The sequence below is a fragment of the Myroides oncorhynchi genome, from assembly GCF_020905415.1.
Taxonomy (GTDB): Bacteria; Bacteroidota; Bacteroidia; order Flavobacteriales; family Flavobacteriaceae; genus Flavobacterium; species Flavobacterium oncorhynchi_A.
Map to the genome: position 1 here is coordinate 3964949 of NZ_JAJJMP010000001.1, position 25263 is coordinate 3990211.

At 32.2% G+C, this 25263-nt stretch carries 26 protein-coding genes, 5 tRNA genes and 1 pseudogene; 12 read left to right on the top strand and 20 right to left on the bottom strand.

From position 1 onward, the window contains the following. Positions 1-371: 371 nt before the first annotated feature. Both LNQ81_RS17260 and LNQ81_RS17265 read right to left on the bottom strand, forming a co-directional pair. A complete protein-coding gene (locus LNQ81_RS17260; protein WP_229948906.1) occupies positions 372-839 on the bottom strand; it encodes an META domain-containing protein in 468 nt (155 codons plus the stop codon). A 225-nt stretch (positions 840-1064) separates the two neighbouring features. Continuing rightward, positions 1065-2681 carry an ABC-F family ATP-binding cassette domain-containing protein gene (locus LNQ81_RS17265; protein WP_229948908.1) on the bottom strand — a complete coding sequence of 539 codons (1617 nt, stop codon included), beginning with the start codon at positions 2679-2681 and terminating at the stop codon, positions 1065-1067. 171 nt (positions 2682-2852) lie between these two features. On the opposite strand from LNQ81_RS17265, the gene LNQ81_RS17270 reads away from it, so the two are divergent. The 3 genes from LNQ81_RS17270 to LNQ81_RS17280 all read left to right on the top strand — a co-directional run bounded on the left by LNQ81_RS17270 (position 2853) and on the right by LNQ81_RS17280 (position 5100). Next, positions 2853-4256, top strand: coding sequence for a thioredoxin family protein (locus LNQ81_RS17270; RefSeq protein WP_229948910.1), 1404 nt, complete (start codon positions 2853-2855; stop codon positions 4254-4256). 600 nt (positions 4257-4856) lie between these two features. Further along, positions 4857-4930 (top strand) — tRNA-Arg (locus LNQ81_RS17275). 96 nt (positions 4931-5026) lie between these two features. Continuing rightward, positions 5027-5100: transfer RNA gene (locus tag LNQ81_RS17280), tRNA-Arg, on the top strand. Positions 5101-5205: 105 nt separating this feature from the next. On the opposite strand, the gene LNQ81_RS17285 is transcribed toward LNQ81_RS17280, so the two are convergent. Both LNQ81_RS17285 and LNQ81_RS17290 read right to left on the bottom strand, forming a co-directional pair. Then, positions 5206-5409: a hypothetical protein gene (locus tag LNQ81_RS17285; protein ID WP_336245926.1), complete on the bottom strand. Its 204-nt coding sequence runs from the start codon at positions 5407-5409 to the stop codon at positions 5206-5208. A 3-nt stretch (positions 5410-5412) separates the two neighbouring features. Then, on the bottom strand, positions 5413-5892 hold the full coding sequence (locus LNQ81_RS17290) for a GNAT family N-acetyltransferase (RefSeq protein ID WP_229948912.1): 480 nt from the start codon (positions 5890-5892) through the stop codon (positions 5413-5415). An 829-nt stretch (positions 5893-6721) separates the two neighbouring features. Here LNQ81_RS17290 and LNQ81_RS17295 point away from each other — a divergent pair. Continuing rightward, positions 6722-8716: a tetratricopeptide repeat-containing sensor histidine kinase gene (locus LNQ81_RS17295; protein ID WP_229948913.1), complete on the top strand. Its 1995-nt coding sequence runs from the start codon at positions 6722-6724 to the stop codon at positions 8714-8716. Between the two features lie 180 nt (positions 8717-8896). On the opposite strand, the gene LNQ81_RS17300 is transcribed toward LNQ81_RS17295, so the two are convergent. Then, the gene (locus tag LNQ81_RS17300) at positions 8897-9121 is read right to left on the bottom strand and encodes a hypothetical protein (RefSeq protein WP_229948915.1); all 225 of its coding nucleotides are present in this window, start codon (positions 9119-9121) and stop codon (positions 8897-8899) included. Between the two features lie 150 nt (positions 9122-9271). Between LNQ81_RS17300 and LNQ81_RS17305 the strand changes: the two genes are divergently transcribed. Together LNQ81_RS17305 and LNQ81_RS17310 are read left to right on the top strand one after the other, a co-directional pair. Next, positions 9272-9916, top strand: coding sequence for a response regulator (locus LNQ81_RS17305; protein ID WP_229948917.1), 645 nt, complete (start codon positions 9272-9274; stop codon positions 9914-9916). Positions 9917-9934: 18 nt separating this feature from the next. Beyond that, a pseudogene (locus tag LNQ81_RS17310) lies at positions 9935-10219 on the top strand (transposase); the annotation flags it as partial. A 37-nt stretch (positions 10220-10256) separates the two neighbouring features. Here the strand turns inward: LNQ81_RS17310 and LNQ81_RS17315 are convergent. The 3 genes from LNQ81_RS17315 to LNQ81_RS17325 form a co-directional block, all read right to left on the bottom strand. Next, a tRNA-Pro gene (locus LNQ81_RS17315) sits at positions 10257-10331 on the bottom strand. A gap of 37 nt (positions 10332-10368) precedes the next feature. Continuing rightward, positions 10369-10443 (bottom strand) — tRNA-Pro (locus tag LNQ81_RS17320). A gap of 10 nt (positions 10444-10453) precedes the next feature. Then, positions 10454-10537: transfer RNA gene (locus tag LNQ81_RS17325), tRNA-Ser, on the bottom strand. An 857-nt stretch (positions 10538-11394) separates the two neighbouring features. Between LNQ81_RS17325 and LNQ81_RS17330 the strand changes: the two genes are divergently transcribed. From LNQ81_RS17330 to LNQ81_RS17350, 5 genes are all read left to right on the top strand, one after another. After that, entirely contained in the window at positions 11395-12000 is a 606-nt protein-coding gene (locus LNQ81_RS17330; protein ID WP_229948920.1) for a class I SAM-dependent methyltransferase, read from the top strand. A gap of 12 nt (positions 12001-12012) precedes the next feature. Then, positions 12013-12546, top strand: a complete 534-nt coding sequence (locus tag LNQ81_RS17335) for a GNAT family N-acetyltransferase (protein WP_229948922.1) — start codon at positions 12013-12015, stop codon at positions 12544-12546. Positions 12547-12611: 65 nt separating this feature from the next. Next, complete coding sequence (locus tag LNQ81_RS17340; protein ID WP_229948924.1) at positions 12612-13742, top strand: GNAT family N-acetyltransferase; 1131 nt, start codon at positions 12612-12614, stop codon at positions 13740-13742. 1 nt (position 13743) lies between these two features. Continuing rightward, on the top strand, positions 13744-14286 hold the full coding sequence (locus tag LNQ81_RS17345; RefSeq protein ID WP_229948926.1) for an STM3941 family protein: 543 nt from the start codon (positions 13744-13746) through the stop codon (positions 14284-14286). Between the two features lie 10 nt (positions 14287-14296). Then, a complete protein-coding gene (locus LNQ81_RS17350; RefSeq protein WP_229948928.1) occupies positions 14297-14797 on the top strand; it encodes a ClbS/DfsB family four-helix bundle protein in 501 nt (166 codons plus the stop codon). Positions 14798-14922: 125 nt separating this feature from the next. On the opposite strand, the gene LNQ81_RS17355 is transcribed toward LNQ81_RS17350, so the two are convergent. The 9 genes from LNQ81_RS17355 to LNQ81_RS17395 form a co-directional block, all read right to left on the bottom strand. Next, positions 14923-15471, bottom strand: coding sequence for a hypothetical protein (locus LNQ81_RS17355; RefSeq protein WP_229948930.1), 549 nt, complete (start codon positions 15469-15471; stop codon positions 14923-14925). A gap of 306 nt (positions 15472-15777) precedes the next feature. After that, positions 15778-16536, bottom strand: coding sequence for a DUF2314 domain-containing protein (locus LNQ81_RS17360; RefSeq protein ID WP_229948931.1), 759 nt, complete (start codon positions 16534-16536; stop codon positions 15778-15780). 240 nt (positions 16537-16776) lie between these two features. Continuing rightward, a complete protein-coding gene (locus tag LNQ81_RS17365) occupies positions 16777-17364 on the bottom strand; it encodes a rhomboid family intramembrane serine protease (RefSeq protein ID WP_229948933.1) in 588 nt (195 codons plus the stop codon). Between the two features lie 6 nt (positions 17365-17370). After that, a complete protein-coding gene (locus LNQ81_RS17370) occupies positions 17371-17913 on the bottom strand; it encodes an RNA 2'-phosphotransferase (RefSeq protein WP_229948935.1) in 543 nt (180 codons plus the stop codon). Next, positions 17913-19259, bottom strand: coding sequence for an SMI1/KNR4 family protein (locus LNQ81_RS17375; RefSeq protein ID WP_229948936.1), 1347 nt, complete (start codon positions 19257-19259; stop codon positions 17913-17915). The genes LNQ81_RS17370 and LNQ81_RS17375 overlap by 1 nt, the downstream gene beginning before the upstream one ends. A gap of 64 nt (positions 19260-19323) precedes the next feature. Further along, positions 19324-19848, bottom strand: a complete 525-nt coding sequence (locus tag LNQ81_RS17380; RefSeq protein WP_229948938.1) for an O-acetyl-ADP-ribose deacetylase — start codon at positions 19846-19848, stop codon at positions 19324-19326. Beyond that, the gene (locus LNQ81_RS17385; protein ID WP_229948940.1) at positions 19845-20276 is read right to left on the bottom strand and encodes a hypothetical protein; all 432 of its coding nucleotides are present in this window, start codon (positions 20274-20276) and stop codon (positions 19845-19847) included. The genes LNQ81_RS17380 and LNQ81_RS17385 overlap by 4 nt, the downstream gene beginning before the upstream one ends. 233 nt (positions 20277-20509) lie before the next feature. Then, positions 20510-21052, bottom strand: coding sequence for a HutD family protein (locus LNQ81_RS17390; RefSeq protein WP_229948942.1), 543 nt, complete (start codon positions 21050-21052; stop codon positions 20510-20512). 33 nt (positions 21053-21085) lie between these two features. Beyond that, positions 21086-21577 carry a hypothetical protein gene (locus tag LNQ81_RS17395; protein WP_229948943.1) on the bottom strand — a complete coding sequence of 164 codons (492 nt, stop codon included), beginning with the start codon at positions 21575-21577 and terminating at the stop codon, positions 21086-21088. A 238-nt stretch (positions 21578-21815) separates the two neighbouring features. On the opposite strand from LNQ81_RS17395, the gene LNQ81_RS17400 reads away from it, so the two are divergent. Next, positions 21816-23072 (top strand): alpha/beta hydrolase family protein, encoded by a 1257-nt coding sequence (locus LNQ81_RS17400; RefSeq protein ID WP_229948945.1) that lies wholly within the window; start codon positions 21816-21818, stop codon positions 23070-23072. A gap of 105 nt (positions 23073-23177) precedes the next feature. Here the strand turns inward: LNQ81_RS17400 and LNQ81_RS17405 are convergent, their stop codons facing one another. The 3 genes from LNQ81_RS17405 to LNQ81_RS17415 all read right to left on the bottom strand — a co-directional run bounded on the left by LNQ81_RS17405 (position 23178) and on the right by LNQ81_RS17415 (position 25261). Beyond that, positions 23178-24239 (bottom strand): hypothetical protein, encoded by a 1062-nt coding sequence (locus LNQ81_RS17405; RefSeq protein ID WP_229948947.1) that lies wholly within the window; start codon positions 24237-24239, stop codon positions 23178-23180. 261 nt (positions 24240-24500) lie between these two features. Beyond that, on the bottom strand, positions 24501-24788 hold the full coding sequence (locus LNQ81_RS17410) for a GNAT family N-acetyltransferase (RefSeq protein WP_229948949.1): 288 nt from the start codon (positions 24786-24788) through the stop codon (positions 24501-24503). Between the two features lie 71 nt (positions 24789-24859). After that, positions 24860-25261, bottom strand: coding sequence for an OsmC family protein (locus tag LNQ81_RS17415; RefSeq protein ID WP_229948951.1), 402 nt, complete (start codon positions 25259-25261; stop codon positions 24860-24862). Between the last annotated feature and the right edge of the window lie 2 nt (positions 25262-25263).

Sequence of the window (25263 nt, forward strand, 5' to 3'; positions counted from 1 at the left end):
GGAATAACTTCACATGAAGTACTAAGTCCCCACAATTCCTTCATGCGGCAACAAAATTATATATTTTTATACGAGGAACTACTATGATAACAAATAATTATTAACTAATTCATCAACATTATATATTAAATTAACTTATTACATAATTTAATAAATTATACTCTCCTTTAAAGGTAAATACATTTCATTATTATCAATTAAAATCACACTAATATTCACTATCTAAAAATTCTATCCTTACTTTATTAGACTAACTATACACTTTTTAACAAACTTTATATAATCTAATAACTTCTAAGTCTTCATCTATTACAAAATAAAAAAGCTTAGCAAATTAATACTAAGCTTTTTCTACTTTTAATTTTTATATGTTATTTCTTAACGAAAGTCATTATAATAATATCTCCTGATCTCAATAGTAATTTTCCATCTACTACATCATAATTTGTTACAGATTGTAATCCATTCACAAAGTCTCTATCAGCTACTCCTTCACAAAACATCATAGTTGATGCCATTTTATCACCTAATTTTATTTCATTAGAACCTTTTACCTCAAATGAACCATGAATATTATTACATCCATCATTGCCATAAACTTTTTTATCCTTTACTTCAAATTTCAAACTTGGTGTTTTCATAGAATATAGAGTTTTAAGATCTTTACCAGCTGTAGCTGGTGTGGTAATAGAACTCAATATCCATTCTCCTTCTAAGTTTTTACTCATGTCTACTTTTTTTTCTACCACAGGAGTTGATGTCGTAATTTCTCCTGCCGTTTTACAACTTACGACAGATAATGCCAATACTCCACTAAGTAATAATAATGTCTTTTTCATATTTCTTTATTTATTTTTCCCTTTTACTATAGGCTTTATCACAAAAATACCAATTCATATTTTATAGAGTAATAAATCAATCTTAAAATTTGTCATTTAGTAACTATATACTGTTTCGATGGTAACAAATAGGGTTTTACACTTCTACATAAGTTATAGAATAAGGTATTTTGTATTAAAAAAGGCTTTCAATTTTACTTGAAAGCCTTTTTTAATATTTATCTATTAAGAATACATCTTCGCTCTTAATTCTTTTACTTTAGGATCATCTAAGTAGTCATCGAAAGTCATATATCTATCGATAGCACCATTAGGAGTTAACTCTAATATACGTGTACCTACAGTCTGTGCAAACTCATGGTCATGTGTAGTTAACAAGATTGTCCCCTTAAAGTTTTTCAACGTGTTATTAAACGCTGTAATAGACTCTAAATCTAAGTGATTCGTTGGTTCGTCTAACATTAATACATTAGCTCTCATCATCATCATACGAGAAAGCATACAACGTACTTTTTCCCCTCCTGATAACACACGTCCTGTTTTTAAAGCCTCTTCACCAGAGAAGATCATCTTACCTAAGAATCCACGTACATAAACTTCATCTCTTTCTTCCTCTGTCTTAGCCCATTGACGTAACCAATCAACTAAAGTCAAATCGTTATCAAAGAAATCGTGATTCTCTACTGGCAGATAAGACTGTGTAGTAGTAATACCCCACTCTACTTTACCTGCATCCGCTTGTTTATTCCCTCCTAAGATTTCATAAAACGCTGTAGTAGCACGAGAGTCTTTAGAGATCACAACTAATTTATCTCCTTTAGCCATATTTAGATTAATATCTTTAAATAGAACTTCTCCATCTATCGATGCTGATAACCCTTCTATATTTAAAATTTGATCTCCTGCTTCTCTATCTTGATCAAAGATAATAGCTGGATATCTTCTAGAAGATGGTTTAATGTCATCTAGTTTTAATTTATCAATCATTTTCTTACGAGAAGTAGCCTGTTTAGACTTAGCTACGTTCGCACTAAAACGACGGATAAACTCTTCCAACTCAGCTTTTTTCTCTTCTGCTTTCTTGTTTTGTTGAGCTCTTTGTTTTGCCGCTAATTGACTAGACTCATACCAAAAAGTATAGTTACCAGAGTAGTGATTTATTTTACCATAATCAATATCCGATACATGAGTACACACAGCATCCAAGAAGTGACGGTCGTGAGATACAACTAATACTGTATTTTCATAATGAGCTAAGAAGTTCTCTAACCAAGCGATTGTCTCAAAATCCAAGTCGTTGGTAGGCTCATCCATTATCAATACGTCTGGGTTACCAAACAAAGCTTGTGCTAATAACACACGTACCTTTAGTTTAGCATCCATCTCTCCCATTGGAGTATAATGAAAATCTTCAGAAATACCTAAGTTTGATAACAAAGTAGCTGCAGCTGATTCAGCATTCCAACCATCCATTTCGTCAAAGCGAATTTGTAACTCACCAATGCGGTCAGCATTTTCATCTGTATAGTTTAAGTAAAGCTCATCCATCTCTTTCTTTACTTCATACAAATCTTTGTTACCCATCATTACAGTTTCCAGTACTGTATATTCGTCAAACATATTGTGGTTCTGATTAAGAACTGACATACGCTTTCCTGGTTCTAGAGAAACGTGACCTGATGTTGGATCAAAATCTCCTGATAATATTTTTAAGAATGTAGATTTACCCGCACCATTAGCACCGATAATACCGTAGCAGTTACCTTGAGTAAAAGTTACATTAACTTCGTCAAATAAAATTCGTTTACCAAACTGAACTGACAGATTCGAAACTGTTAACATTATTGTCTATTGTTTAATTTGGGCACAAAATTACTAATTTTAAAATTAGAAACACTCATAAATAAAATGAAACCATATATTAGCTTACTTTAACCAATCATTAACAACATAAATTACAGGTAAAACTTAAATTTGCTCTATATGTTCTAAAAATATAGACTTATCATTCTAATGCAAAAATTATTACAAAACAAAGCCTTACTACTATTAGTACCAATAATTAGTTTAACTATTTCATGTCAAAAGAACTTTGACCCAAAGGACTTTAGTGCCTATATTCAAGGTGAAATAATAAATCCTACAGCTAATTATGTCTTGTTCTGTAAAGATAACGTAGTTATTGATACTTTATTTCTTGATAAAGAAAACAAATTTTATAAAAAATTCGACTCATTAACTCCTGGAATGTACATATATAAACATGACCCCGAGTTTCAATATGTCTATTTTGATAAAAATGATAGTCTTACGCTTAGATTAAATTCGAAAGATTTTGATCATTCCATTATTTTCTCTGGTAGAGGAGCAGAAAAGAACAATTTTTTAATGAACCTGACTGTAAGAAACATTATGGATGAAAGTGAAGGATATAGTGCCTTTGATGTTTCTCCTGAGAAATTTACACGTAGAATAGATTCTGTACATGCAGCAAGAACAACATATTATTTAAGAAATAAAGCAATTATTAGTTGGTCTGATGACTTTGACTTATATGCTAAAGCTAAACTTGATTTACACTTCTATTCACTAAAAGAACTATACCCTACAGCTCATTTTGTAAGAACAGATGAAGATGTTAGAAAGAAACTTCCAAAGGATTACTATACTTTCAGAAAAAAGATAAACTTTAATGACGATCGTCTATTAAAGTATTCTTCATTTACTAAATACCTTGCTATAATGCTTAATACAATAGTGAATGAACCAGAGGTGAATCTTTTGCCTGAAAACAAATTTGACAAATATATTGACAAACTAAACATAGTAGACACTTTAATCAAAAACAATAAGGTCAAGAATGCTATCTTTGATAATATTGCGTTTATCTATTTGTTAGAAGATCAAAACTTAACTAATAATGATTTATTTCTAGATAGATACTTCGAACTCTCTACTGATAAAAATCAACATAATGAAATCATACAAATACAGCAAGCTATCCAAAATCTTAAGTATGAGAACAAGCTACCTGAAGTAGCTCTTGTAAACACTAATAGTAAAAAGGTAAACATCAACTCAATTATCAATAAGAAAACCCTAGTTTTCTTTTGGACTAAAAACGGAATGGCTCATGCTGATGCTGCACATCAACTAGCAGCTGAATTAAAAGCAGACATACCTAATATAGATATTATATCTGTATGTATCGATGGAGATCAAGGAGAATGGCTTAATATAGTTAAGAAATATCCATCTAATGGTATTATCGAACTGCGTTCTGATGACTTCAACCAAATGAAGAATAAGTGGATTATCACTAAAATACAACGCTCAATGATATTGGATAAGGATGGTACCATAATAGACCCGTTCATCAATATATTTGACAAGAACTTTGAGAATCTATTAAAATAAAGTACTTTTTAACTACTTGTCTAACGCTGATTCTCTGAGTTTAATTCTAAATGCTATCCCCATTCGTACAGATTATATACTCAGAACATTCTATTTCACAAGTAAATCCTCACGAAATCGGCTATTATCCAACAATTATCTAAACACTAAAAATTATAACCTTTTCTAAATATCTAAGATATTCATCTATTTAATAAAGAAGTGAGTTGACTTATTTTATTATAGAGAGTATATTTTCGCTTTTTCAAATACATATTCTACTTTTTTCAAAGGTCATAAGCAGAAAATGCCTATCATAATCTGTCTATTTATAAACGACATTATCTCTAATAGTCTTTATTATTTATAATTCCATACGTTTAAACAAGTTTTTACAGACTTCAATCAATTACAATAATCCTAATAAACATAGGCTTTAACACCATTAAACACACTTTTATCTCACTATAAAACACTTACTTCCAAAGCTTTGCTTTTTTTATTAAAAAAGTATTATTTTACTTTGGAAAAACAGAATAAAAAGCAATATATTTGCAACGTCAAAAACAGTAAGCATTATGCTTTACTAAAAGAGACATTTTTAATCTTTTTGATTAAAATGGTCCAATAGCTCAGCTGGATAGAGCAACTGCCTTCTAAGCAGTAGGTCTCAGGTTCGAATCCTGATTGGATCACTAAAAGTCCTTGTTAAAACAGGGACTTTTCTTTTTAAAATATCAAATGTTATTTATAGCGTAGTGATATTCTTCTTAATCCTTTAGTGATTAAATGGTCCAATAGCTCAGCTGGATAGAGCAACTGCCTTCTAAGCAGTAGGTCTCAGGTTCGAATCCTGATTGGATCACTAAAAAAAGCCCTTGTTGATATAACAAGGGCTTTTTTTAAATCCTAGTCAAAAGTTGAGGACTTAGCAACTTATTTGAGACAACAAAAGTTCATCAAGAGTGGCTCAAGAACTCTTCAATAAAAATGACTTATAGGAGACCATGGTTGGGGGAATGTTGAAGAAATATTGAATCAGATTCAAAAAACGGGAATTAAGTAAGTAATTTTTATCTATAATGCCTCTATCCATCATGCGGAAGTATTTGATTTTCCCATTAAAAGATTCTGCCGATGCATTAGTACTTCTATGATTAAAGTAATGTATAATTTTTTATATATTTATTTTTAACATAATCATATCGCGAAGCTGAATTCCGTTTTCTATAATAGGCTCCTCATAATTTTCTATAAAAAAATCTTTTTTTATCCCATACTTTTTAAAGCCATTTCGTTCATAAAACCGTATTTGATCCACTCCACAATCTGCCGTACCTACTATTATCTGATGGTATCCTTCAGCACTTGCAAGCTGAACAATTCTTTTTATCAAAAGACTCCCCACTCCCCTACCTTGAAAATCACTAGATACAGCTATATTCTTTAGCTCTACTGTATCTATATCAATTTGATAGAGACAGAATACTGCTAGATCATTACCCCCTTCTTTTAGAACATAAACATCACTATCAAAAACATATTTATCTATTGCATGTACAGTTTCATCTGCCAGCAATAACAATGGATATGGTAGTAATTGACTATCATCTATTCGTTCTATCTTATATTGAGGATATATTTCTTCTAAAAACATATTGTGGTTTTTCTCTTTAAACTAAACCAAAAATCCCCTTCAACCAAATACTATGCGTAATGTTAATTTTAAACAACACATCTGTAGCTTTCTGCTTAAAAGAAATTTAGATTGAAACAAATATACCATTAATTATAAAGCACTAGCTGATGTCTTATTTAGTAATAAGTAAAGAGTATAGCCTCTAGGCTACCTATTAAAAAGATAAATAATATTTCTTTTTTTTGAAGAAAAATAAAGTCACTCCCTATATAAGGTAGTAGACTTAGATAGTTATATTAAAATAGTATACCATACAATCCATTTCAATATTTGTCCCCACAATTACCATCTTCGTCTTTAGTGACTTTATAATATACAATACAGTTAGCCCATTACCCTTATCTACTCCTTTTATCTGGAAACAACAATTAGCAGATAGTTAGTAAAAGAAGCTAAAAAACATTGTATGATTCTTCTTGTTATATAGTATTTCTCACAGCACTTTTAAAAGAAAAATGTAAACGTTAACCACATCTACAAGACAAATATAGTTTTCTATTTTTATTTATATCCATTCCCTATTTATACTTTAAGAAAGTATAAGTTTAAAACTTCATAAATGTTAAAATTAAAATATCTCCAGGTCCTATAACTAAATAAATCCCATTTTTTTCAAGATAAACTATTATCTACACTACGTTAAATCATCACTAAAACTACTTGTTCTATCATTCTTTTTACCTTATTTTTACTACCCTAAGATGAAAATGAAACTAAAGATTCCTTTTTTATTCTCTAGACTATTGCAATACTTTTGTATACAAAACTAAACCTCTATATCTTAAAAATGAAGTATATCTACCTAAGTACTTTAATGCTATTATTCTTGCTTATTGGTTGTCAAAAAACAAATCACAAAGTCGAAATCGTTAATAACCAAAAGTTAATAGACAATATAGAGTATAATGATAAATCACTCCCTGAAAACCAATATACACTAGACTCTTTATTTAAAAGCATTAAAGAAAAAAGCACGAACTCTCAACAACTAATCGATATCGCTTCTAAAGCTTATAATTTAGAGCTATATACCCAATATTTTAGATATTCTAAGGAAATCTATCAAATAGCAACTAAAAACAATGATTCCTTATTAGTTGCTAAATCATTATGGTATATTGGAGATTACCATGAATATAAAATGCAATTAGACAGTGCTTATATATACTTTGACAAAGCTGAACAAATATATCAGAACACTAACTCTAATATAGATGTAGCTAAAATGAAACAGTACAAATCTATCATTTTATTTAGAGAAGGACTTTACAACGAAGCTGAAAATAAAGCATTAGAAGCACTAGAAACATTAGAAATATTGGACAAGATTCCCAAAAACAAGCTATCATATGAAATTTATTTAAATTTAGGTAATATACTAGATCTAAATCAACAGCCCAATGAAGCTCTCCTTTATTACTCCGAAGCTCTTCACATCTTAGAAGATCTTTACCATAATAATCTTATATCCATTGAAGAGTTTCAGGAGTCAAAGGCTCATTCTTACAACAATATTGGCAACCTTTATCTAAATCAAAAAGCAATCTTAAATGCCGAAACCTATTTAACTTACGGACATAACATACTTTTAGATTTAGGAATTAAAAATGAATTATATACTATTTTAGTAACAAATCTCGGTACATTAAAAACTAATCTAGCCTATCCTAATGAAGCTCGAAAGCTACTATTAGAATCTTTAACTATTAGTGAAGATAAAAACTATAAACAAAGCATATCTGCTAATAATTTTAGATTAGGTGAACTAGCTCTGAAGCAAAAAGATACTTTACAAGCTATCGAATATTATAAAAAAGCATATACTTATTCTAATAAACATAAGGCTAGTAATACAATCCTAAAAAGTCTAAAAGCACTAAGTTTGACTAATAAGGAAGAATCCGTTAAATATATAAGCCTTTACTATGCCTTTAATGACAGCATCAATAAGCTACAAATAAGCAAAAGAAACAAATTTGCAAGAATTAAATATGAAAGTGAAAGACTTCAAAAAAATATAATCAGTTTAAAAAAAGAAAATTCAAAATTACTTATCACTTCAATTATTATTCTATTATTTGCTATTATTATTCTATTTACTATCCTATATCGCAACAAAATCAAGAAGTATACATTCTTAAAACAAGATAAAGAAAATAAAGAGTTAATATTCAAACTCTTACTAGATCAAGAACAACTGTCTCAAGAAGTTTTGACTAAAGAGAGAGAGAGAATAAGTCAAGAGCTTCACGATGGGATTATTAACTCCCTCTTCATTATTCGATTAAGTTTAATAAATAACTCTGATAATAATAATATTATTATACTAAATGAAATAGAAAAAGTACAAAATCAAGTTAGATTAATTTCTCATGACTTAAAAAACCAAGAGTTTATACAACAAGGATTCTCAGAGATCCTTTCACAATTAGTAATTAAGAACACTACGAAACATCAAAAGTTTCAACTTATCATATCAAAAAATCATAAATGGGATAAGATTAGCTACGATGACAAAATAAATATCTATAGAATCTTACAAGAAACAATACAGAATGTAATCAAGCACTCCGAAGCTAAAAATTGTATTATTTCTATATCTAAAACAAACACTAATAATAAAATTACCATTACCGATGACGGAGTAGGATTTAACTACTCTAAATTAAAAAATAGTAATGGCCTTAAAAACATTAGTAATAGAGCAAAACAACTCCAAGCAAAGATAAGTGTTAATTCCACAATAAAAGGAACTGTATATATCATAGACATCCCACATTAAGATACTAATTAGGTATTAGCCCAATGACATAGTAATCAGATACCATACGTTAGTTCATCTTTTATAAAGAAAAAAAAGAGGCTATCTAACGCAATAGCCTCTTACTAAAATAATCGAAAAAAATTGATGACATTGTATACACAAACGAAGTAACATCATTAATTACTTTAGATATATAAACTATTTTTTTCCTTTATCCACTGATTTATCAATGTTATCAGCACTTTCCATTTCTTGTCCAAATGATCTAGTCTGAATAGAATCTCTTACTACATTAAATTCTCCACCTTTAAATGAATCAGAAGTATTTAATGGTTTACTTTCCTTTTCTAACGGATCTACGCTACATGAGTAAATTGTTAAACTCAAAATCGCAGCACAAGCATAAATAATTTTTTTGTTCATATTATTTTATTTTGTTATTCTTCTTCTATACTTTTACTATCGATGACAAATGGTATATTCTAATACACGATATTTTTCATCCTTTCAAAAATACTAATGAGTTTTTTATTCTAATGACTTGAAAAACTTCAAAAATGTTAATTTTTATAAATGAAGTTACCTTATAATTTTCTTATTATAGATGATCATCCAATGATTATCAATGGCTATAAAGCTATTATCCAGAGTAAATATGACTCAGCCACTTTCTATGAAGCTACCAATATAGAAGAGGCGACAGCACTTGCAGATAATATAAAAAATGTAGATTTCTTAATACTGGATTACAATATAGGAAAGCCTCATAAAGATATTGAGAATGGAATAGACTTAGCTAAATTCTTCACTAATAAGTATAGCCATCTAAAAACTATAGTCATTACTGCTCACGAAGAAATCACTATCGTATATAACATACATAAAAAAGTCAGACCACATGCTTTGTTAATAAAATCTGACGTAAATACAAATGAATTAATTCTAGCTATAGAAAACACAATAAAAGGAGATATCTATAGGTCTGCCAAAGCTCAACAAGCTTTAATCTCTATGAACCAACGTACAATCTTATTACAAGAAGACAATATTCAAATCTTAATGTTACTAGACAAAGGTTACAAGGTTCAAGAAATCCCTACCTTAATTCACAAGAGCCTTAGCTCTGTTCAACGTAATATTGTCTTACTTAAAGAAGTCTTTAATGTTACTGAAAACAATGGATTGCTTAGGGAAGCTAAAAAACAAGGTTTTATATAAGTAAAAGAAGTAGCTTATACTAAACTGGCTCATTGGTACAATGATGTTATGAAGATTAATTTAAAACAATTCGGCACTGTTATCAATACAATGCAAATCAATTATAAAACAATTCTTAACTATTTTGATAATAGAAGTACTAATGCCTCTGCTGAATCTTTTAATGCCAAAATTAAAGCATTCAGAGCTCAGTTTAGAGGTGTAAGAGATATTGATTTCTTTTTGATTCTCCCTTTTGACCATGATCCTATATTATGGATTATTTTGATATATTTAAAAAACAAAAAATCCGTAAATAATTGATATTTACGGATTTAGTAGCAATTTAATGCTTTATAAGTCGGGGTGGCAGGATTCGAACCTGCGACCTCCTGCTCCCAAAGCAGGCGCGATGACCGGGCTACGCTACACCCCGATTAAGGTCATCTTTTTTAATATACTAAGTTTTTTCGTCGGGGTGGCAGGATTCGAACCTGCGACCTCCTGCTCCCAAAGCAGGCGCGATGACCGGGCTACGCTACACCCCGAAAAACTTAGCGGAGAGACAGGGACTCGAACCCTGGCATCGGTTACCCGATGACAGATTAGCAATCTGCTCCGTTACCACTCCGGCACCTCTCCGTTGCCTAGATAATTACTTCTCTAATGCGGATGCAAACATACTACGAGTTTTTTATTATTGCAAGTTTTACTAAAACAAATTACGCTTAATTTTTAATGTTTTTTTACTCACTTTTCTATCCTATTATAAATGAGACATATACTCCTAATATTTCTATATATTGTTTTTTGTAAAAATACGATTAGAAGGCTCAAGCCAGTGTTTATCATGCTTAACACCTTTTTTTACAATAACTAATAATGAATCTAAATTATCTAGAAGCAAATGACAATTATAATTTATTGTATATTTGTTATTAAGGTGTTTAATTTATTAATTATGTCATATGACTAGTTTTAAATCAAAACGCATTAGTATAGATTAAGTATTTCTTAAAAGATATAAAAACTATACACGCTAACTAATTCAATTAATCATTTAAGTCAGATAAGTTTTCTTATCTGACTTTTTTACTTTATCATCTGAAGAGTTTAAAGCCAGTATAAATTGTATATAATTCTTAATTAGAATATAACAACCTCACTCCTCCTACAATATCTCTATAATACCTCCTCACTCTCCTGTTACTTATTAGATTGTTTTTCTCTTGTCATATTTACTATTTTATTGCTTGTATTATATTACTACGGCAAGAGAAGATATCTCTTGCAAACCTATCATCAACGTAAAAATACTGTCATTTTGCTAGGACATAAACTTCTATTAGTTTTGATATTCTCTACTTAACTTAGGATTTATAATTGAGTTTAGCATGGGCTTATCGCTCTTGATAAACAATAAAACACTTTTTATTAAATACGTTTTCCTTCTTGATTAAGGAATTACTACTTTTGTTAATTCGTATTATTTAGATGTTATGGAGAATATAAAAGAACATTGGGAAGGTGTATACAAAACAAAAACACCAGATCAAGTTAGTTGGACACAAGTAAAACCGATTAAATCGCTTCATCTTATACTGAATAGCAATGTCTCTAAAGATGCTAAAATCATTGATATCGGTGGTGGAGATAGTAATCTAGTAGACCACTTACTAGAAGAGGGATATACAGATATCACTGTATTAGACATCTCTAAAACAGCAATAGAACGCGCTAAGAAGAGATTAGGTGATAAAGCAAATCAAGTAACCTGGATAGATAGCAATATAACTGACTTTAAACCCACTGAGAAATATGCTATTTGGCATGATCGAGCTGTGTTTCATTTTTTAAATAAAGAAGAAGTTAAACAATATGTAGATTTAGTTAGCAAAGTTGTAGATAAAGGAATTGCAATCGCTACTTTTTCTAAGCAAGGCCCCCTAAAATGTAGTGGATTAGATATTATTCAATATAATTCTGAAGATTTAAACACACTATTTGAACAGTCTTTTACTCTAAAAGAAAATTTTTATGAAGATCATACGACTCCTTTTAGTACTAAACAAAACTTTGTCTATTGTCATTTTTTAAAAAAATAAATAATTATAAATATGGGATTTAGTAGAGATATCCAATTTTCTTCTGACAGACTATCTTACCTTATCGTAAACGATAGCTTTAAAGAAGATATATTTCATGCATTAACACCAACAGTAGCTAAGTTTTTACCGTTCATACCTACTGGAAAAATCGAAGATACACAAGGTTTTATAGACTATAGCTTAGGTGTTTTAGATCAAGGAACTGACATCACATTAGTCGCTGTAGATAAAGACACTAAAGAGTTCATCGGATGCTGTGGTATACACGATATAAATAACGAGTCAATAGCACTTGGAATCTGGTTAAAAGAGTCGGCTTTTGGTAAAGGATATGGTCAAGAACTTATCACTGCATTAGAAACGTATGTGAACGAAAACCTTCCTGTTGATTACCTGATCTACAATGTAGAGAAAGACAACCATGGAAGTATTAAGATAGCTGAGAAACTTGGGTATATTTACCACAGTGATTTCGTAAGAAATATCAGCGAAGAGAAGATTCTTAATATGCTTCAATACCGCAAAGACAATAAAAAGAAATAATAAATGAAGAAGTTCAAAAGGCATAGTGCTTTTTGAACTTTTTTACAATAGATTATCACAACATTATGCCTGACAAAACAACAGAATTAGAACAAATCGACTTTAATACAATTCCGTGGGAATCATTAGTTCACTATAACGGACGAGCTGATGACCTTCCACCTCTACTTGATCAAGCGATAGGGAGTGATATTAGAAACAGTAGATATGCACTATTCTCTATTGCGAATAATATCGAACATCAAGGTGGAGTGATTACTGTCACACCGATTGTCTTAATTCGCTTATTTCAATTGTTTGCAGAGACACCACATAATCAAGATATGTTGCTTCGCATTGTACTAAAAGTTGCTAAGGCTATTGGCTCGCAGTGGGATCGTTTTAGAGATAGTGATGAGTTTACTAATATCTGTTCTATACAAGATAGTTATAGTGACAAATCTCCTTTTTTATGGCCTGAGTTTGAAGACAGAGAACAGGATGCTTTAACATGGGCGTCTATGGATATGCAGAAAGTATTTGACCATGCTTGGTTTTACACCAAAGAGGTTTTATGTGCATATCAACCTGCCATAGAGCAAATCATCGCTCGTGATGACATTGAGCAAGGACTAATCTATGATATCCTTACGGTTATCAAAATGGTTAAAGATCAAAAAAGAAATAGCTTATCACTAGATAAAAAGTGGACAAGTGATCGTCTAACTTATATCGTTATCAATGATACCTACTTAGATGATTTTATCACTCACCTAACACCTGAAATTACTAAATACCTCAGTTTTGACGCAAATGGCAATCGCCCTTTATTAAGTGAATACATCAGACGTTCGCGTATTGAAATCAACAATGGTACTGCTCTAGTTCTTGTTATCTTAGATAAAGAATCAAATGAGTTTATAGGAAGTTGTGGTCTAAGTGATATCAATGACGAGTCAGTAGAGATTGGCCTATGGTTAAAGGCTTCAAAACAAGGTAAAGGATACGGAACTGAAGTTACTAATACATTAATAGATATTACTAAGAATGAGATTAACACCTCATCTATCTTATATGCTGTAGAGAAAGGCAATCAAGCCAGTGAAGTCCTTCCTCTTAAGTTTGGTTTCACACATAGCTATGATTTTATTATTGAACCAAGCCCTTTAAAAAACAGATTGAGAGAGATGCAACAATTCACCTTAATAATCAAATAATATGAATAACTCATTACCAATCACTTTTGCCTTCAATAAGTCAAAGGTTGCTCTTTATCTTATCGGTTCACTTTTATTAGTTATTGCAGGTATTTTTGTTTTTTACAATTGCTTAAAGGGACAGGGAAAATATGTTCTTGGCTCTATCGAATTGACTTATATTATTGCAATACTGTGTATTGTATTCTTTGGTTACGCTTCTGTTATGTTTCTCATTAAACTATTTAGTGATAAGCCTGGTATTATAATCAATAAAGAAGGAATAGTAGAGAATGCTACTGCTGTTGTCAATGGATTAATACCTTGGAAGGATATTCAATCTGTTGAACTATATACAATGCAGAGTCAGAAATTTGTCTTAATCTATGTTCACAATCCTGAGGAATATATCGCTAAACAAAAGAATATCATTAAACGCAAATCTATGCAGGCCAACCTTAAGACACATGGTACCTCGATATTCATTAATACGAATATGCTAAAGGTATCTGACGTAGAGCTTGCAATAGAAATAAAAAGACAATTAGACTTACGACATTCTTAATCCATTAACTATGGCTAGACCTACTAATAAAAAAGCGTTATTAACGCATGCTGAAGCACTATTTGACAAGCTGATGTCAACTATCAATTCACTTGATTCAACTCGTTTAAATGAAGATTTCAGTACTGATAGCCTTAATAAAAATGTTAGAGATGTACTTATGCATTTATACGATTGGCATCAGATGTTTCTAACTTGGTATGAAGTAGGAATGAGTGGAGCTAAACCTGTGATGCCTACTCAAGGCTATACTTGGAAGACTACTCCGGAACTAAACATTGCTATTAATCAAAAACACCAAAATACTACAGCAATAGATAGTATTCAGAAGATCACCGAATCTCATCTAGCAGTACTTGCTATCATTAGACAGCATAGCAACGAAGAATTATTTGAAAAGAAAAAGTACTCTTGGACTGGTAGTACTTCACTAGGAGCTTATTTAGTATCGGCAACTTCTAGTCATTATGATTGGGCGATAAAATTATTAAAGAAACATGGTATCAAATAAGTACTTAATGTTATTTTGAATTAAATACCGTCAGCTATAAACTTAAAATCCCGCTCCAAAGTCTCCCGACTTTGAGGAAACTTATCTCAAACTATTCCCACACATCACATATTTCGGATTAAATATTAAACCGTCAACTGTAAACTATAAACCATAAACTTCTTAGCCTTACCTTGGTAAGCAGCAGTTCTATGTGGATAATTGACTTCTATCACCTCGCTTATTAATAGAATATCTTCTCTATACTTCTTCCCTAGTAGCATCAAAATATCCATAGCAAAAGCCTCTGTTGCAACCTTAGAGTCATTAGATAACCATAGCAGTGACACATCTACTAGTTGCCTCTCTTGTTTAGAAGTTCTCACGACCTTCTTACTCTTGGCAACTAACCAACAAATACGGCTTATTAATCGCTTACTAGATTCATTAGTAATATCCTCTACTCTATCTAAGAAAGTAGCTAAGTAGGGCTTAATTCTAGTTATATCCTTATCTAAAATATCCTGTAGAAGTACGCTACTCATGACATGAATAGGATCTTTAATCTCAAAGCTATACTTAAGTAGAAACTGCAATACCTCTTCACCACTACCAATAACAGCTAATGTGTTCATCCTACTCTTAACGTGGATATCTGTCGCTAATACTAGCTGATAAAGTTCTGTATCTGTCATACTGTTTATTACTGATGTTCAAATATAACAATAAATGTAAATAGACTAATCCTCTAAACACACCAAATACAGCAACTAAAAACCGCCAACCTTACACAGTAACCACAATATATATCCACCATCCATATCATGCTGACGAAGTCTGCGCGAGCAGAGTATGTGAGAAGCATCTCACATAAAAGTCTACAAAGTAACCACAATACACTGATTAACTGTAAACCGCAAACCGTTAACTGATTACCGTTAACCCAAAAAAGCCCTAGTAATATCTACTAGAGCTTTCTTATTTTTATTCTGTAATACTATTTATCCTAACACAGGGATGATATGCTCCCAGTTTAACTGTTTTGCATAGTCTACTGGAGTTTTTCCCTCAGCATTCGGTTCGTTTTTATTCGCTCCTTTTGCTAATAACACCTCTACACTTGTTAAGTTACCTGAGATAACTTCTTTGTGTAAGAATGTGTATCCTGCTTCATCTTTATTAGTCACTTCATCAGGATTCTCATCGATAAATTTCTCTAGACTTTCCTTCATATTCTTACTCATCGGATGCTCTATGATATTCTCTGGATGCTCTCCTTGTTCAAATACATAGTTTACGTGATTAAAATCTCCGAAGTCTAATCCCCAAGCCTCATCGTGCTCTTTTCTTTCTTCTTCAGTCATGACAGAGCGCATAGCCTGTACTGTATATCCACCATACGTTTTCCCATCGCTGATAAACATCCAGTCACTAATCTGATCAAGTGTTACTCCTAACTCATCACCTTCTTTGATATCAGTTATTAAGTTTGGCTCATTTAATAACTCCCCATAAATAACATCTCCATCGAAGTCAACACTTCCTATCCACATATGCTCAATAATAGGCTCATCTTGTCCTTCTACTTCTTGCGTGAAAGCTACTTTTACACTCGCCATATCTAATCCTGGCACTATTCTTCTATATTCCCATGATAACTCTCTCCAAAAGTATTTGAATGTATCTTGAGCTTTCTTATATGCCTCTACTAAAATAGGGTCATCTCCTTTAGCGTAAAAAATCTTGTTCTCGTTTTCCATATTATATGCTTTATAATCTCAATAGACCTAGCTGTGATCTGTTCTTACTTCAACACAACTCTATATTGCTTTTACCTTAAATCTTCAACTACCATTTACTTGGAATAAATTCTACTTTACATAGTTTCAATTAGCCCTCAAACCACACTACAGTGTACTTTAATCACTAATCTTGCTCTTTTTTGTATAATTCATTCTCGTTTAAACGTTATCTGCAGCTTTAAGGTTCTACAAAAATACTTATCTCTTTCGCTTATTCAAGCGAATTCCCAAATAAACTCCTGTAATTGCTCCTAATAAATGACCTTGCCACGAAATATTATCACCTACCATCATCGGCAGCATTCCATAAACGATCCCTCCGTAAACAAAGAAGATAACAACGGATAATAACATTAACCAAAACTTCTTACTCATCCATCCACTTACGAATAAGTAGAAAGCTAGCATATAGATTACCCCACTAGCTCCTATATGACAAGAGTATACATCATTTTGTATCGCATTAAAGTCAGGTAACAGCCATACTCCTAATCCTGATAATAACCATCCTGTTGTTAATACAGTCTTAGCTGACTTAGGATAAAACTGCAATGTCAAAAAAAACAAAATTAAGAAAGGAATAGAGTTACTTAAGATATGGTCTAAGCTTCCGTGAAAAAAAGGTGATAATACAATCCCTTTTAACCCTGTCACAGTCCAGGGAATTACCCCATAGCAATTCGTAAAAATACCTATATATTGCATGAAATACACTACCCACATTATCCCTACTAAGACAAGTGGGATAACTAAGGTCTGTTTCTGAATATATACGCGTTTTCTCATTGTTCTTTATTTTGAAATATATTTTGGATCTATGTAATCTGTAAGCCACACACCATTAGCAGATAGATAAAACACTACTCCATCCTTATACATCTTCTCTGCTAATATAGTCAACACTACTACTCTTCCATGACGAGAACCTACATTAGTAGCAGTTTCTTTGTCTTGGCTAAGATGTACATGCTGCCTATTCATTTTCTTAATTCCTTCACTATTTATAGCACTTAAGAATCGGTCAGCTGTCCCGTGATACAAAAACGGGGGTGGACACTGTGATTCAAACTCTAGATCTACTGTAATAGAATGCCCCTGACTAGCCCTGATCTTAGTACCATCAGTACTATAGGCATATCTCTTCTTATTATTGGTCTCTACTATTTCATCTAATTCTTCTTTAGTAAAAGACCTCTTGTGTTTACCACATTTATAGATTAACTCTTCCACATCTGCCCATCCGTTATCATCTAAGGTTATTCCTATCTTACTAGGTTCGTGTCTGAGTATTAAACTCAGAAACTTACCTATACTTTTCTTTCTTACTTCATCCATTATTCTTCTAAATCTTTAAAAATCATACCTAATTCAGTTAATCTATGCTGTAGATTAATTAGAATATAGTTTTCTTCCTCACTCTCTTTGTATCTCTTATACACCTCTTTATAGCAATCTACTAATCGCTCATCATGTACACCTGCTAACCCTTGTATTGTATAGAGTATTATCCTTTCGTCTTGATCATGTAGACATTGGATAAAGTGGTCTAGATACGCCTGCTTATTCTTTAATTGTCCTAAGGTATAAATAGCTTGCCCACGTATTTCTTTATTTGGAGACTGCAACCCTGCCAATACTAGTTCACCATAATCAGATGTCGCATCAGTCAGTACATAAGTATAAAAACGATACGTTTCTTCATCTTCTATACTAGCACTGTTAGCTTTAATCAGAGGTAACCAATATGGTTTATCCTTTCCATACCAATGTATTCTTTGTAATACATGTAGCAAGTTATCACTCACTTGTTGTTCTAAAAAGGGAATTGCCTTAGTGAAGTTCTCTTTAGACAAAATAGTAGTCAAGCTCAACGCTATTAACTCCGGAGTATTCGGAATAGTATCTATAATCTCCTGAATGATATATGCTTCAATAGTACTCTTTTTTAATAAACCATCTAACAATGTCAATTGCTGCGTTTCATCAAGTGTATTTTTATAAGAATTCCATAATTGCTCACTTGTCCCTCCTATAGAATAACCAAACCAACCAGCATCTTCACTTACTAAATCTCCCGAAATCACTTCGTCCAACCATCGTTCATACCAATCCAAGAAATGCCCCTCATGAGCAAAGACAGGTTGATAATCCTCATTTAAATAGACTATTCTACCTCTATATTCTCCATTTAACACAAGGCAAGTAGTGATAGCACATCCTTGCGTACCTATGGCTAATAATCCACTATATAACTTCTCTAAAACAGCATAATAATCCTCATCTGAAATATCTTCTGCACATAAGCTTTTAGAGTACTCATCCCATTCTCTTTCCTTCATACCAGGATATAAGATAAACGGTTTAGATAGAGCACATTGAATATCTTCTACATTCACATCATCTAAACACTCACCTAAGGGATAGATACCATAATAAGGTCCTGCGGCACTACCCATATAAGCATCTTCTATTATATTACCATTTCCTACTTGAGTTAGAAATGCTACATAAGCTTCAGGTAATTTTACAGTATACTTTTGTTCAAAATCACGTATTACCTTCTCACTAACAACATCTCCTATCTTATATTGATGAGCATCTGCTCCAAAAACGATTAAATCCTGATCGCAGTCTGCTACTATAGACAATTTATATTTTATTCTCTCTATCTGTGTATTCATCTAACTTCTTTCTTTTCTCTGCAAATAAAATAATTATAAACCAAAAGTTAGCTGTTAAGTCACATTATATACTACCAAACTCTTTCTTATATAAACTAAAGTTCTCAAAATCGTAACAAACAAAGATTACCTTTTTGATAGAGTCATTATCTTCTAAGAACGACTTAACGGTATTGATAGCTACTTTAGCTGCCAATTCTTTAGGGAAACCATAAATACCAGTGCTTATATTAGGAAAAGCAATTGTTTCACACTGATTATCTACAGCCAGCTTAAGGCTATTTAGATAGCAGTTCGCTAGCGATCTTTCTTCTTCTTTCTTTCCCCCATTCCATACAGGGCCAACTGTATGTATGACATAATTCGCAGGTAGTTTCCCCGCAGTTGTAATTACTGCGTCACCTGTTTTACACCCACCTTGTTTTGCTCTAACTTGTCTACATTCTGCCAAGATATCCTCTCCTCCAGCACGATGAATAGCGCCATCTACTCCCCCACCCCCTAATAATGAACTATTAGCAGCATTAACGATAGCATCTACTTTCTGCTGAGTGATATCTCCTTGTATTACTTTCATCTTCTCATTCATATACTTTTGTTTAAAAATTCTCTCGTAAAAATATTCAAATCAAGACCTCTACACTCAGGCATAAAGTGCTTAATAATCGGAACGTAAGCATCGTGCATACCACTATATTCCTTGATTTTTTTTCTATTCTTTAGAATATACCCATCATAAAAACAATTCTTATCTTCTCCTACTACATGAATCACTCCTATATCAAGATAAGGATGTTTTCTACTAAAATATTCTAGCTTAGTATCATATTCATACACTTCCTTTTCTGCCTTCTCATCATTTAACAATGCTTCTATATCTTTAAAAGCAATTAAAAAACGTTGGTTGTGATAATCTATATTCACTACTTTACAAAAAGGAAACAACTCACTTAACTCTGCATCAAAGGCATTCTCGTTATAATCAACTAATGGCAATAGGATATAAGATGCTTCCATAATAATTTATTTAAAAGTTCTGATACCCCAATTTACTCTAAATAACGGATGGTATCGTAAACAAATTCTTAAGTAATTATAACTAAAACATTAAAAACCACATCTTATACAGGATAAATCAAACATTTTAACCTTAACCTTACAGATTACAAATTAATATCAATGATATTTTATTCTTTTAAATACAGAATACCCGAGATATAGATAAACGAAAAGTACCTAACTAGAACAACCTACCAATATGCTATAATAGCCTCTTGACTAAGTTGTATCTCCATTATCTCTAATTCTTTATTGTCTACTAATAAACAATCATACCTCTCTAATGAGTATACTTCTTGATTCAGTGTAATTTGACTTCTTTCAATAGCGAATATACATAGTACTCTGTGCTTTATACTAAAAGAGGCATCACTCACCATCACTGTTTCATCTATAATACTATGATGTAACATTAGATTAAAATCTTTGCCTTTAGAATAGGAAGTAATCTTATCTGAAGAACTGAATGCAAAAAGAGCATTATTTGCATAATACTCTTTTTTATCATTTATAACTAAATTAAGATCTCCTTCTAACATCACTAGATATCTGCGATATCCATCAAATCTAGTAAACTCCGAGGGTATTGATTCAATAGTCGCACTGCTAATTCTAAATAGAAAATCTCTATCTGCGTATACAGCACCTTTTGGATAAATACTGTATTCCTGTGTTTGTCCTCCTGTCCATAAGGCAGAAGCAACTTCTTCTTTTCTTATTACTTCAATATTCATCAATAAACTCTCTTATTTCATCTAAAGGTAACCTTATAGTGGAAGAAAACGCACGTCTTTTTCGTATGTTTTATCTACCACTAATATAACACATGGGTGTATCGTAAAAGATCTAGTCTCATCCTCTTGCTTGATCATATAAGTCAATTCTAGAGCATCACCATTCTCTACTAATGTAGCAACATCGAATGTAGTATCTTTCTCTGATGGTTGTCCTATTAATGCTAATACAAATGACTTTTTAAAGTCAATCTCTGTTGGTTTACCATCTTTTCCCATCACTGCAGCCATCCCAAAAAAACGATCAAAATAATCCTGAGAAGTAATACGCAAGCTCTCTACCTTCTCATTGTTAACTGTATTAAGCACATAGTATCCCTTAGCAATTCCATAAGGAACAGATTCATGTTTTATTTCTTCCTTTATCTCTACGTCATTCACTCCATCTACTTTCTCGCTCTTTGTTGTATTGCAACTTCCGAGTACAATAGCAAACATCGCTATAACCAATACGTTTTTTATCATAATACTATTTTTATATATAACTTATTAAAATCGATTTTATTGCAATTCTCTAGGGTATAAACTCGAAAACACTCTATCCTTTTTAAACTTTATATATCAATATACCTTACTAAGGTATATAATACTATTTAATAATAGCATAAAAAAACAAACCATCTATGACATTTAACGTCATAATTCAAAGATATTACTATATTTATCCTAAACAAATGATATGTATCATCACAATCGACTAATTATGAAAAGAACAACTTTTTTTGCAGGAATCATACTTGCTTCAACTTTCACCTTTATGACGCTTACAGCGTGTAATAGCGATGATAATAACAACGACAACAATCACAGTAAATATGTTTCTGAAAAGGACTATTCGCTAACCAAACTAGATGTTGCTAGCTCTATAAAGATTATGACCTATACAATGCCGTATGTAAGTGGCAAAGTACAGAATGCAACTGCCCTAATTATGTATCCTAAGACACCTAAACCGAAAGATGGTTACCGTATTGTAGTTTGGGCGCACGGTACTGTAGGAGTAAGTGATGCATGTGCACCTAGTACTAACCCCCTAGGTGATAACTTTAAAGTAGCCGCAGAAGCTTTATTAGCTCAGGGATATGTAATCATAGCCCCTGATTATGAAGGTCTAGGTACTCCTGGTATTCACCCTTACTTAAATCTAACTAGTGAAGCCAACTCCGCACTATATGCTGTAAAAGCTGTAAAAGAAAAATATAAAAATGACTTTAATGGTGCATGGATGTCTGCAGGTCAATCTCAAGGAGGTCAAGCATCACTTGGTATAGCTGAGTTTGCTAATAGTGACGCATCTTTTAAAGGTGCAGTTGCAGGTGCACCTGCTTCTAGTCTTGGTAAGATTATCCTTGAAGTAGCTCCTAAAGCTTTAGCTGATATTGAAACACGAGAAAATGCTAGCCCTACACCTATTCCGCTAGAAAAGAGAAACTCTGTAACATCTTATGCTACTTTATTAGCCTACGCTGCATTAGCTGGTACTGGTATCAAAGCGTATGAACCTTCTTATGACTATACTGCTATTTTTGAACAACGCGCAAAAGAATTTGCTAAACTTGCAGAAGGTTCTAATGGAGATAACGGAGAATGTTTAGAAGGGATTCGCCAAGCTTTTATGGCTGACATTATAAAGTTCATGAAAGAAGATCCTAAAAACAAAGTAATGCAATACCCTGGGCTTAACGCTGACAAATTTAAGAATGATCAAGTAATTACAAAGTTCTTAAAAGAAAGTCAACCTGGTACTAAGAAGATAGATAAACCTGTATTAGTTATCCAAGGTACAGCAGATACTAATGTACCAGCTTTAGTAACGAAAGGCATGGTAGATGGCTTAAAGCTACTAGGTTCCCCTAGTATTGAGCTTATTTTAGTAGAAGGAGCTAGTCACACACAAGCTATTGTTTGGAAAAACAAAGAACTAGTAGAGTTTATCAATAAATATATGCCTGTTAAATAAGCTTTTATCTAACAATAAAAAAAGGTCACTAACATAATGCTAGTGACCTTTTTTCTATTTATTATTTTAAGAACAAGTATACTAAGCATACGAGTCTTAATTAAACTATATTTCGTGTTGTAACACAAAGAACTTGTTATAAGTCTCTTTTCGAGGTTTTCTAGGATAGAATACTATACCTACTGTACCATCAGATATTGGGCTAATACCAGATAGAACCAAGTCATTATTATCAATAGACAACACTTCTTTAGTTAGCAAGTTTTGGTACCCCTTTTTATTCTTGTTATAGAACAACTCTACTAACTCATCATCTTTAATCACTAACCATCCGTTACCAAACTCTGTAGTGAACTGTACTGCATTAGCATTATCGCTAACGCGTTGTGGTTGCCAAGTACCGAAGAACTCATCTCCTATATTAAACAAGTCTCCATACATCCCTTCTCCATCTGCATCTATCTCTACGATACCTACTTCTCCATTCTCCTCACATAATAAGAATGACTTCTCATCAAAAGATAAGGTCAAGGCCTCATGTACAAATGGGAAATCAAACTCTAGTAATCTTCTTCTTATCTCTTCTCCATTTACATCTATCTGGCGGTGTAACCATCCATCTTCAACCTCTGTGATCAAGTGAATCTCTCCGTTGCGTACACAGATTTTATTGTCCTTAGGAAATGGTATTGCTACTTTATTTTCCTTGACTAATACTCCATCTACATACTCTAATACACTCATCACATCCCCTGTCTTATCACTCCAGATATCTACATTATAGAAGATACTGTGATTAGCTGTACATCCTACGAAACGTCCGTCTAGAGACTTACTTCCCTTAAATCCTTTTGTATTTTTATCCAATACTGCATAAGAGAACATCTCTTCTACTTCTTCGTCAGTACTGACTAAAGAAACAAAATTCTCTTTACTAGGGCTTAAAAACAAAATAGGTAATACTCCTCTTGTCTCTTTCTCTTGCGTTGTATTTCCTTCTTTATCTATGATAGTATATACTAATTCGTATGGACTACTAGCACCCTCATTAGCGTTAACATAATTCGCGACTAACAATCCTTCTTTACTCCAACAGCTCCCTTTCACACTTAATGCATGAGGTACTTCTATTGTAGATATTAATCCAAAAGGTGTCTTTTCGTTCATAAGATTCTAATCATTTTTAATTCAGCACAAAGGTAACAAAAACAATACAGACATCTGATGTCTATCACACAAAACTTGTTAGTCTACTATTTCACACTAGACAACTCAAGAACAACACATAATCAGAAATATCAAAAGACGTTTTTTTTGTGATAGTGTGATGGCGTGATGATGTTGTCTGAAAGTTTAATAATCTTATTATACACAAACTACTTTTTCAAAAAAACAAAAAACCGAAATCACAAAAAAACAGTAAAGTAATTAAACTAATACATCCCCTATCTCATTTGTCATTTTCTTAAATATAGCAGAAGCAAATGGACATAGTGGTAATACTTTAAGCTGCTTGTCTCTTACATAAGGGATTACTCCTTCTAATAAAATAGCCTTTCCTACTCCTTTGCCATTAAATGATTCTTCTATACCTGTATGATCAATGATAATCTTATCTGTACCTGCTACTGAATAAGTCATTTCTCCAGCACGTTGTCCATCTATATAGGCAACAAATGCCCCTTTATGCTCTTGAGCTTCATGTTTTATATCCATAATATATTTTGTTTTTGATTAATTATCTCTAATTCCCCTGTTCTCCGTTTTCTGCTCCCAGTTCCCTCAATCTAAATAGCTAATTCTGTATTAATAGTCACTTCACCAGTCAATACCTTATGTACAGGACATTTATCCGCTATCATATATAATCTCTTCGCTATATCAGCATCTAAAGAAGCTCCCTCGAAAGACACTTTCCTATCGAAAGTTGTTTTTGTACCAGAAGCATCTCTCGTCATCTCCACCTCAACGATAATCTTATCTGCCTTCCATTGTTTTCTGTCCATATACATACGCAACGTAGCAGCAGTACAACTCGCAAGAGAAGTAGCTAGTACCTCAAAAGGATTAAATCCCTTATTTTGCCCTCCTAGATCTGTAGGCTCATCTGTAATTAGAACATTTGTTCCTGCTGTAACCTCAGTATAATATAATTCATTGCCTAAAACGGCTTTCACTGTAATATCCATTT

What these genes read in the sequence shown, in the direction of transcription:
- LNQ81_RS17260 (WP_229948906.1), bottom strand. Translation starts at nt 839, where the DNA reads ATGAAAAAGACATTATTATTACTTAGTGGAGTATTGGCATTATCTGTC.
- LNQ81_RS17265 (WP_229948908.1), bottom strand. Translation starts at nt 2,681, where the DNA reads ATGTTAACAGTTTCGAATCTGTCAGTTCAGTTTGGTAAACGAATTTTA.
- LNQ81_RS17270 (WP_229948910.1), top strand. Translation starts at nt 2,853, where the DNA reads ATGCAAAAATTATTACAAAACAAAGCCTTACTACTATTAGTACCAATA.
- LNQ81_RS17290 (WP_229948912.1), bottom strand. Translation starts at nt 5,892, where the DNA reads ATGTTTTTAGAAGAAATATATCCTCAATATAAGATAGAACGAATAGAT.
- LNQ81_RS17295 (WP_229948913.1), top strand. Translation starts at nt 6,722, where the DNA reads ATGAAGTATATCTACCTAAGTACTTTAATGCTATTATTCTTGCTTATT.
- LNQ81_RS17300 (WP_229948915.1), bottom strand. Translation starts at nt 9,121, where the DNA reads ATGAACAAAAAAATTATTTATGCTTGTGCTGCGATTTTGAGTTTAACA.
- LNQ81_RS17305 (WP_229948917.1), top strand. Translation starts at nt 9,272, where the DNA reads ATGAAGTTACCTTATAATTTTCTTATTATAGATGATCATCCAATGATT.
- LNQ81_RS17330 (WP_229948920.1), top strand. Translation starts at nt 11,395, where the DNA reads ATGGAGAATATAAAAGAACATTGGGAAGGTGTATACAAAACAAAAACA.
- LNQ81_RS17335 (WP_229948922.1), top strand. Translation starts at nt 12,013, where the DNA reads ATGGGATTTAGTAGAGATATCCAATTTTCTTCTGACAGACTATCTTAC.
- LNQ81_RS17340 (WP_229948924.1), top strand. Translation starts at nt 12,612, where the DNA reads ATGCCTGACAAAACAACAGAATTAGAACAAATCGACTTTAATACAATT.
- LNQ81_RS17345 (WP_229948926.1), top strand. Translation starts at nt 13,744, where the DNA reads ATGAATAACTCATTACCAATCACTTTTGCCTTCAATAAGTCAAAGGTT.
- LNQ81_RS17350 (WP_229948928.1), top strand. Translation starts at nt 14,297, where the DNA reads ATGGCTAGACCTACTAATAAAAAAGCGTTATTAACGCATGCTGAAGCA.
- LNQ81_RS17355 (WP_229948930.1), bottom strand. Translation starts at nt 15,471, where the DNA reads ATGACAGATACAGAACTTTATCAGCTAGTATTAGCGACAGATATCCAC.
- LNQ81_RS17360 (WP_229948931.1), bottom strand. Translation starts at nt 16,536, where the DNA reads ATGGAAAACGAGAACAAGATTTTTTACGCTAAAGGAGATGACCCTATT.
- LNQ81_RS17365 (WP_229948933.1), bottom strand. Translation starts at nt 17,364, where the DNA reads ATGAGAAAACGCGTATATATTCAGAAACAGACCTTAGTTATCCCACTT.
- LNQ81_RS17370 (WP_229948935.1), bottom strand. Translation starts at nt 17,913, where the DNA reads ATGGATGAAGTAAGAAAGAAAAGTATAGGTAAGTTTCTGAGTTTAATA.
- LNQ81_RS17375 (WP_229948936.1), bottom strand. Translation starts at nt 19,259, where the DNA reads ATGAATACACAGATAGAGAGAATAAAATATAAATTGTCTATAGTAGCA.
- LNQ81_RS17380 (WP_229948938.1), bottom strand. Translation starts at nt 19,848, where the DNA reads ATGAATGAGAAGATGAAAGTAATACAAGGAGATATCACTCAGCAGAAA.
- LNQ81_RS17385 (WP_229948940.1), bottom strand. Translation starts at nt 20,276, where the DNA reads ATGGAAGCATCTTATATCCTATTGCCATTAGTTGATTATAACGAGAAT.
- LNQ81_RS17390 (WP_229948942.1), bottom strand. Translation starts at nt 21,052, where the DNA reads ATGAATATTGAAGTAATAAGAAAAGAAGAAGTTGCTTCTGCCTTATGG.
- LNQ81_RS17395 (WP_229948943.1), bottom strand. Translation starts at nt 21,577, where the DNA reads ATGATAAAAAACGTATTGGTTATAGCGATGTTTGCTATTGTACTCGGA.
- LNQ81_RS17400 (WP_229948945.1), top strand. Translation starts at nt 21,816, where the DNA reads ATGAAAAGAACAACTTTTTTTGCAGGAATCATACTTGCTTCAACTTTC.
- LNQ81_RS17405 (WP_229948947.1), bottom strand. Translation starts at nt 24,239, where the DNA reads ATGAACGAAAAGACACCTTTTGGATTAATATCTACAATAGAAGTACCT.
- LNQ81_RS17410 (WP_229948949.1), bottom strand. Translation starts at nt 24,788, where the DNA reads ATGGATATAAAACATGAAGCTCAAGAGCATAAAGGGGCATTTGTTGCC.
- LNQ81_RS17415 (WP_229948951.1), bottom strand. Translation starts at nt 25,261, where the DNA reads ATGGATATTACAGTGAAAGCCGTTTTAGGCAATGAATTATATTATACT.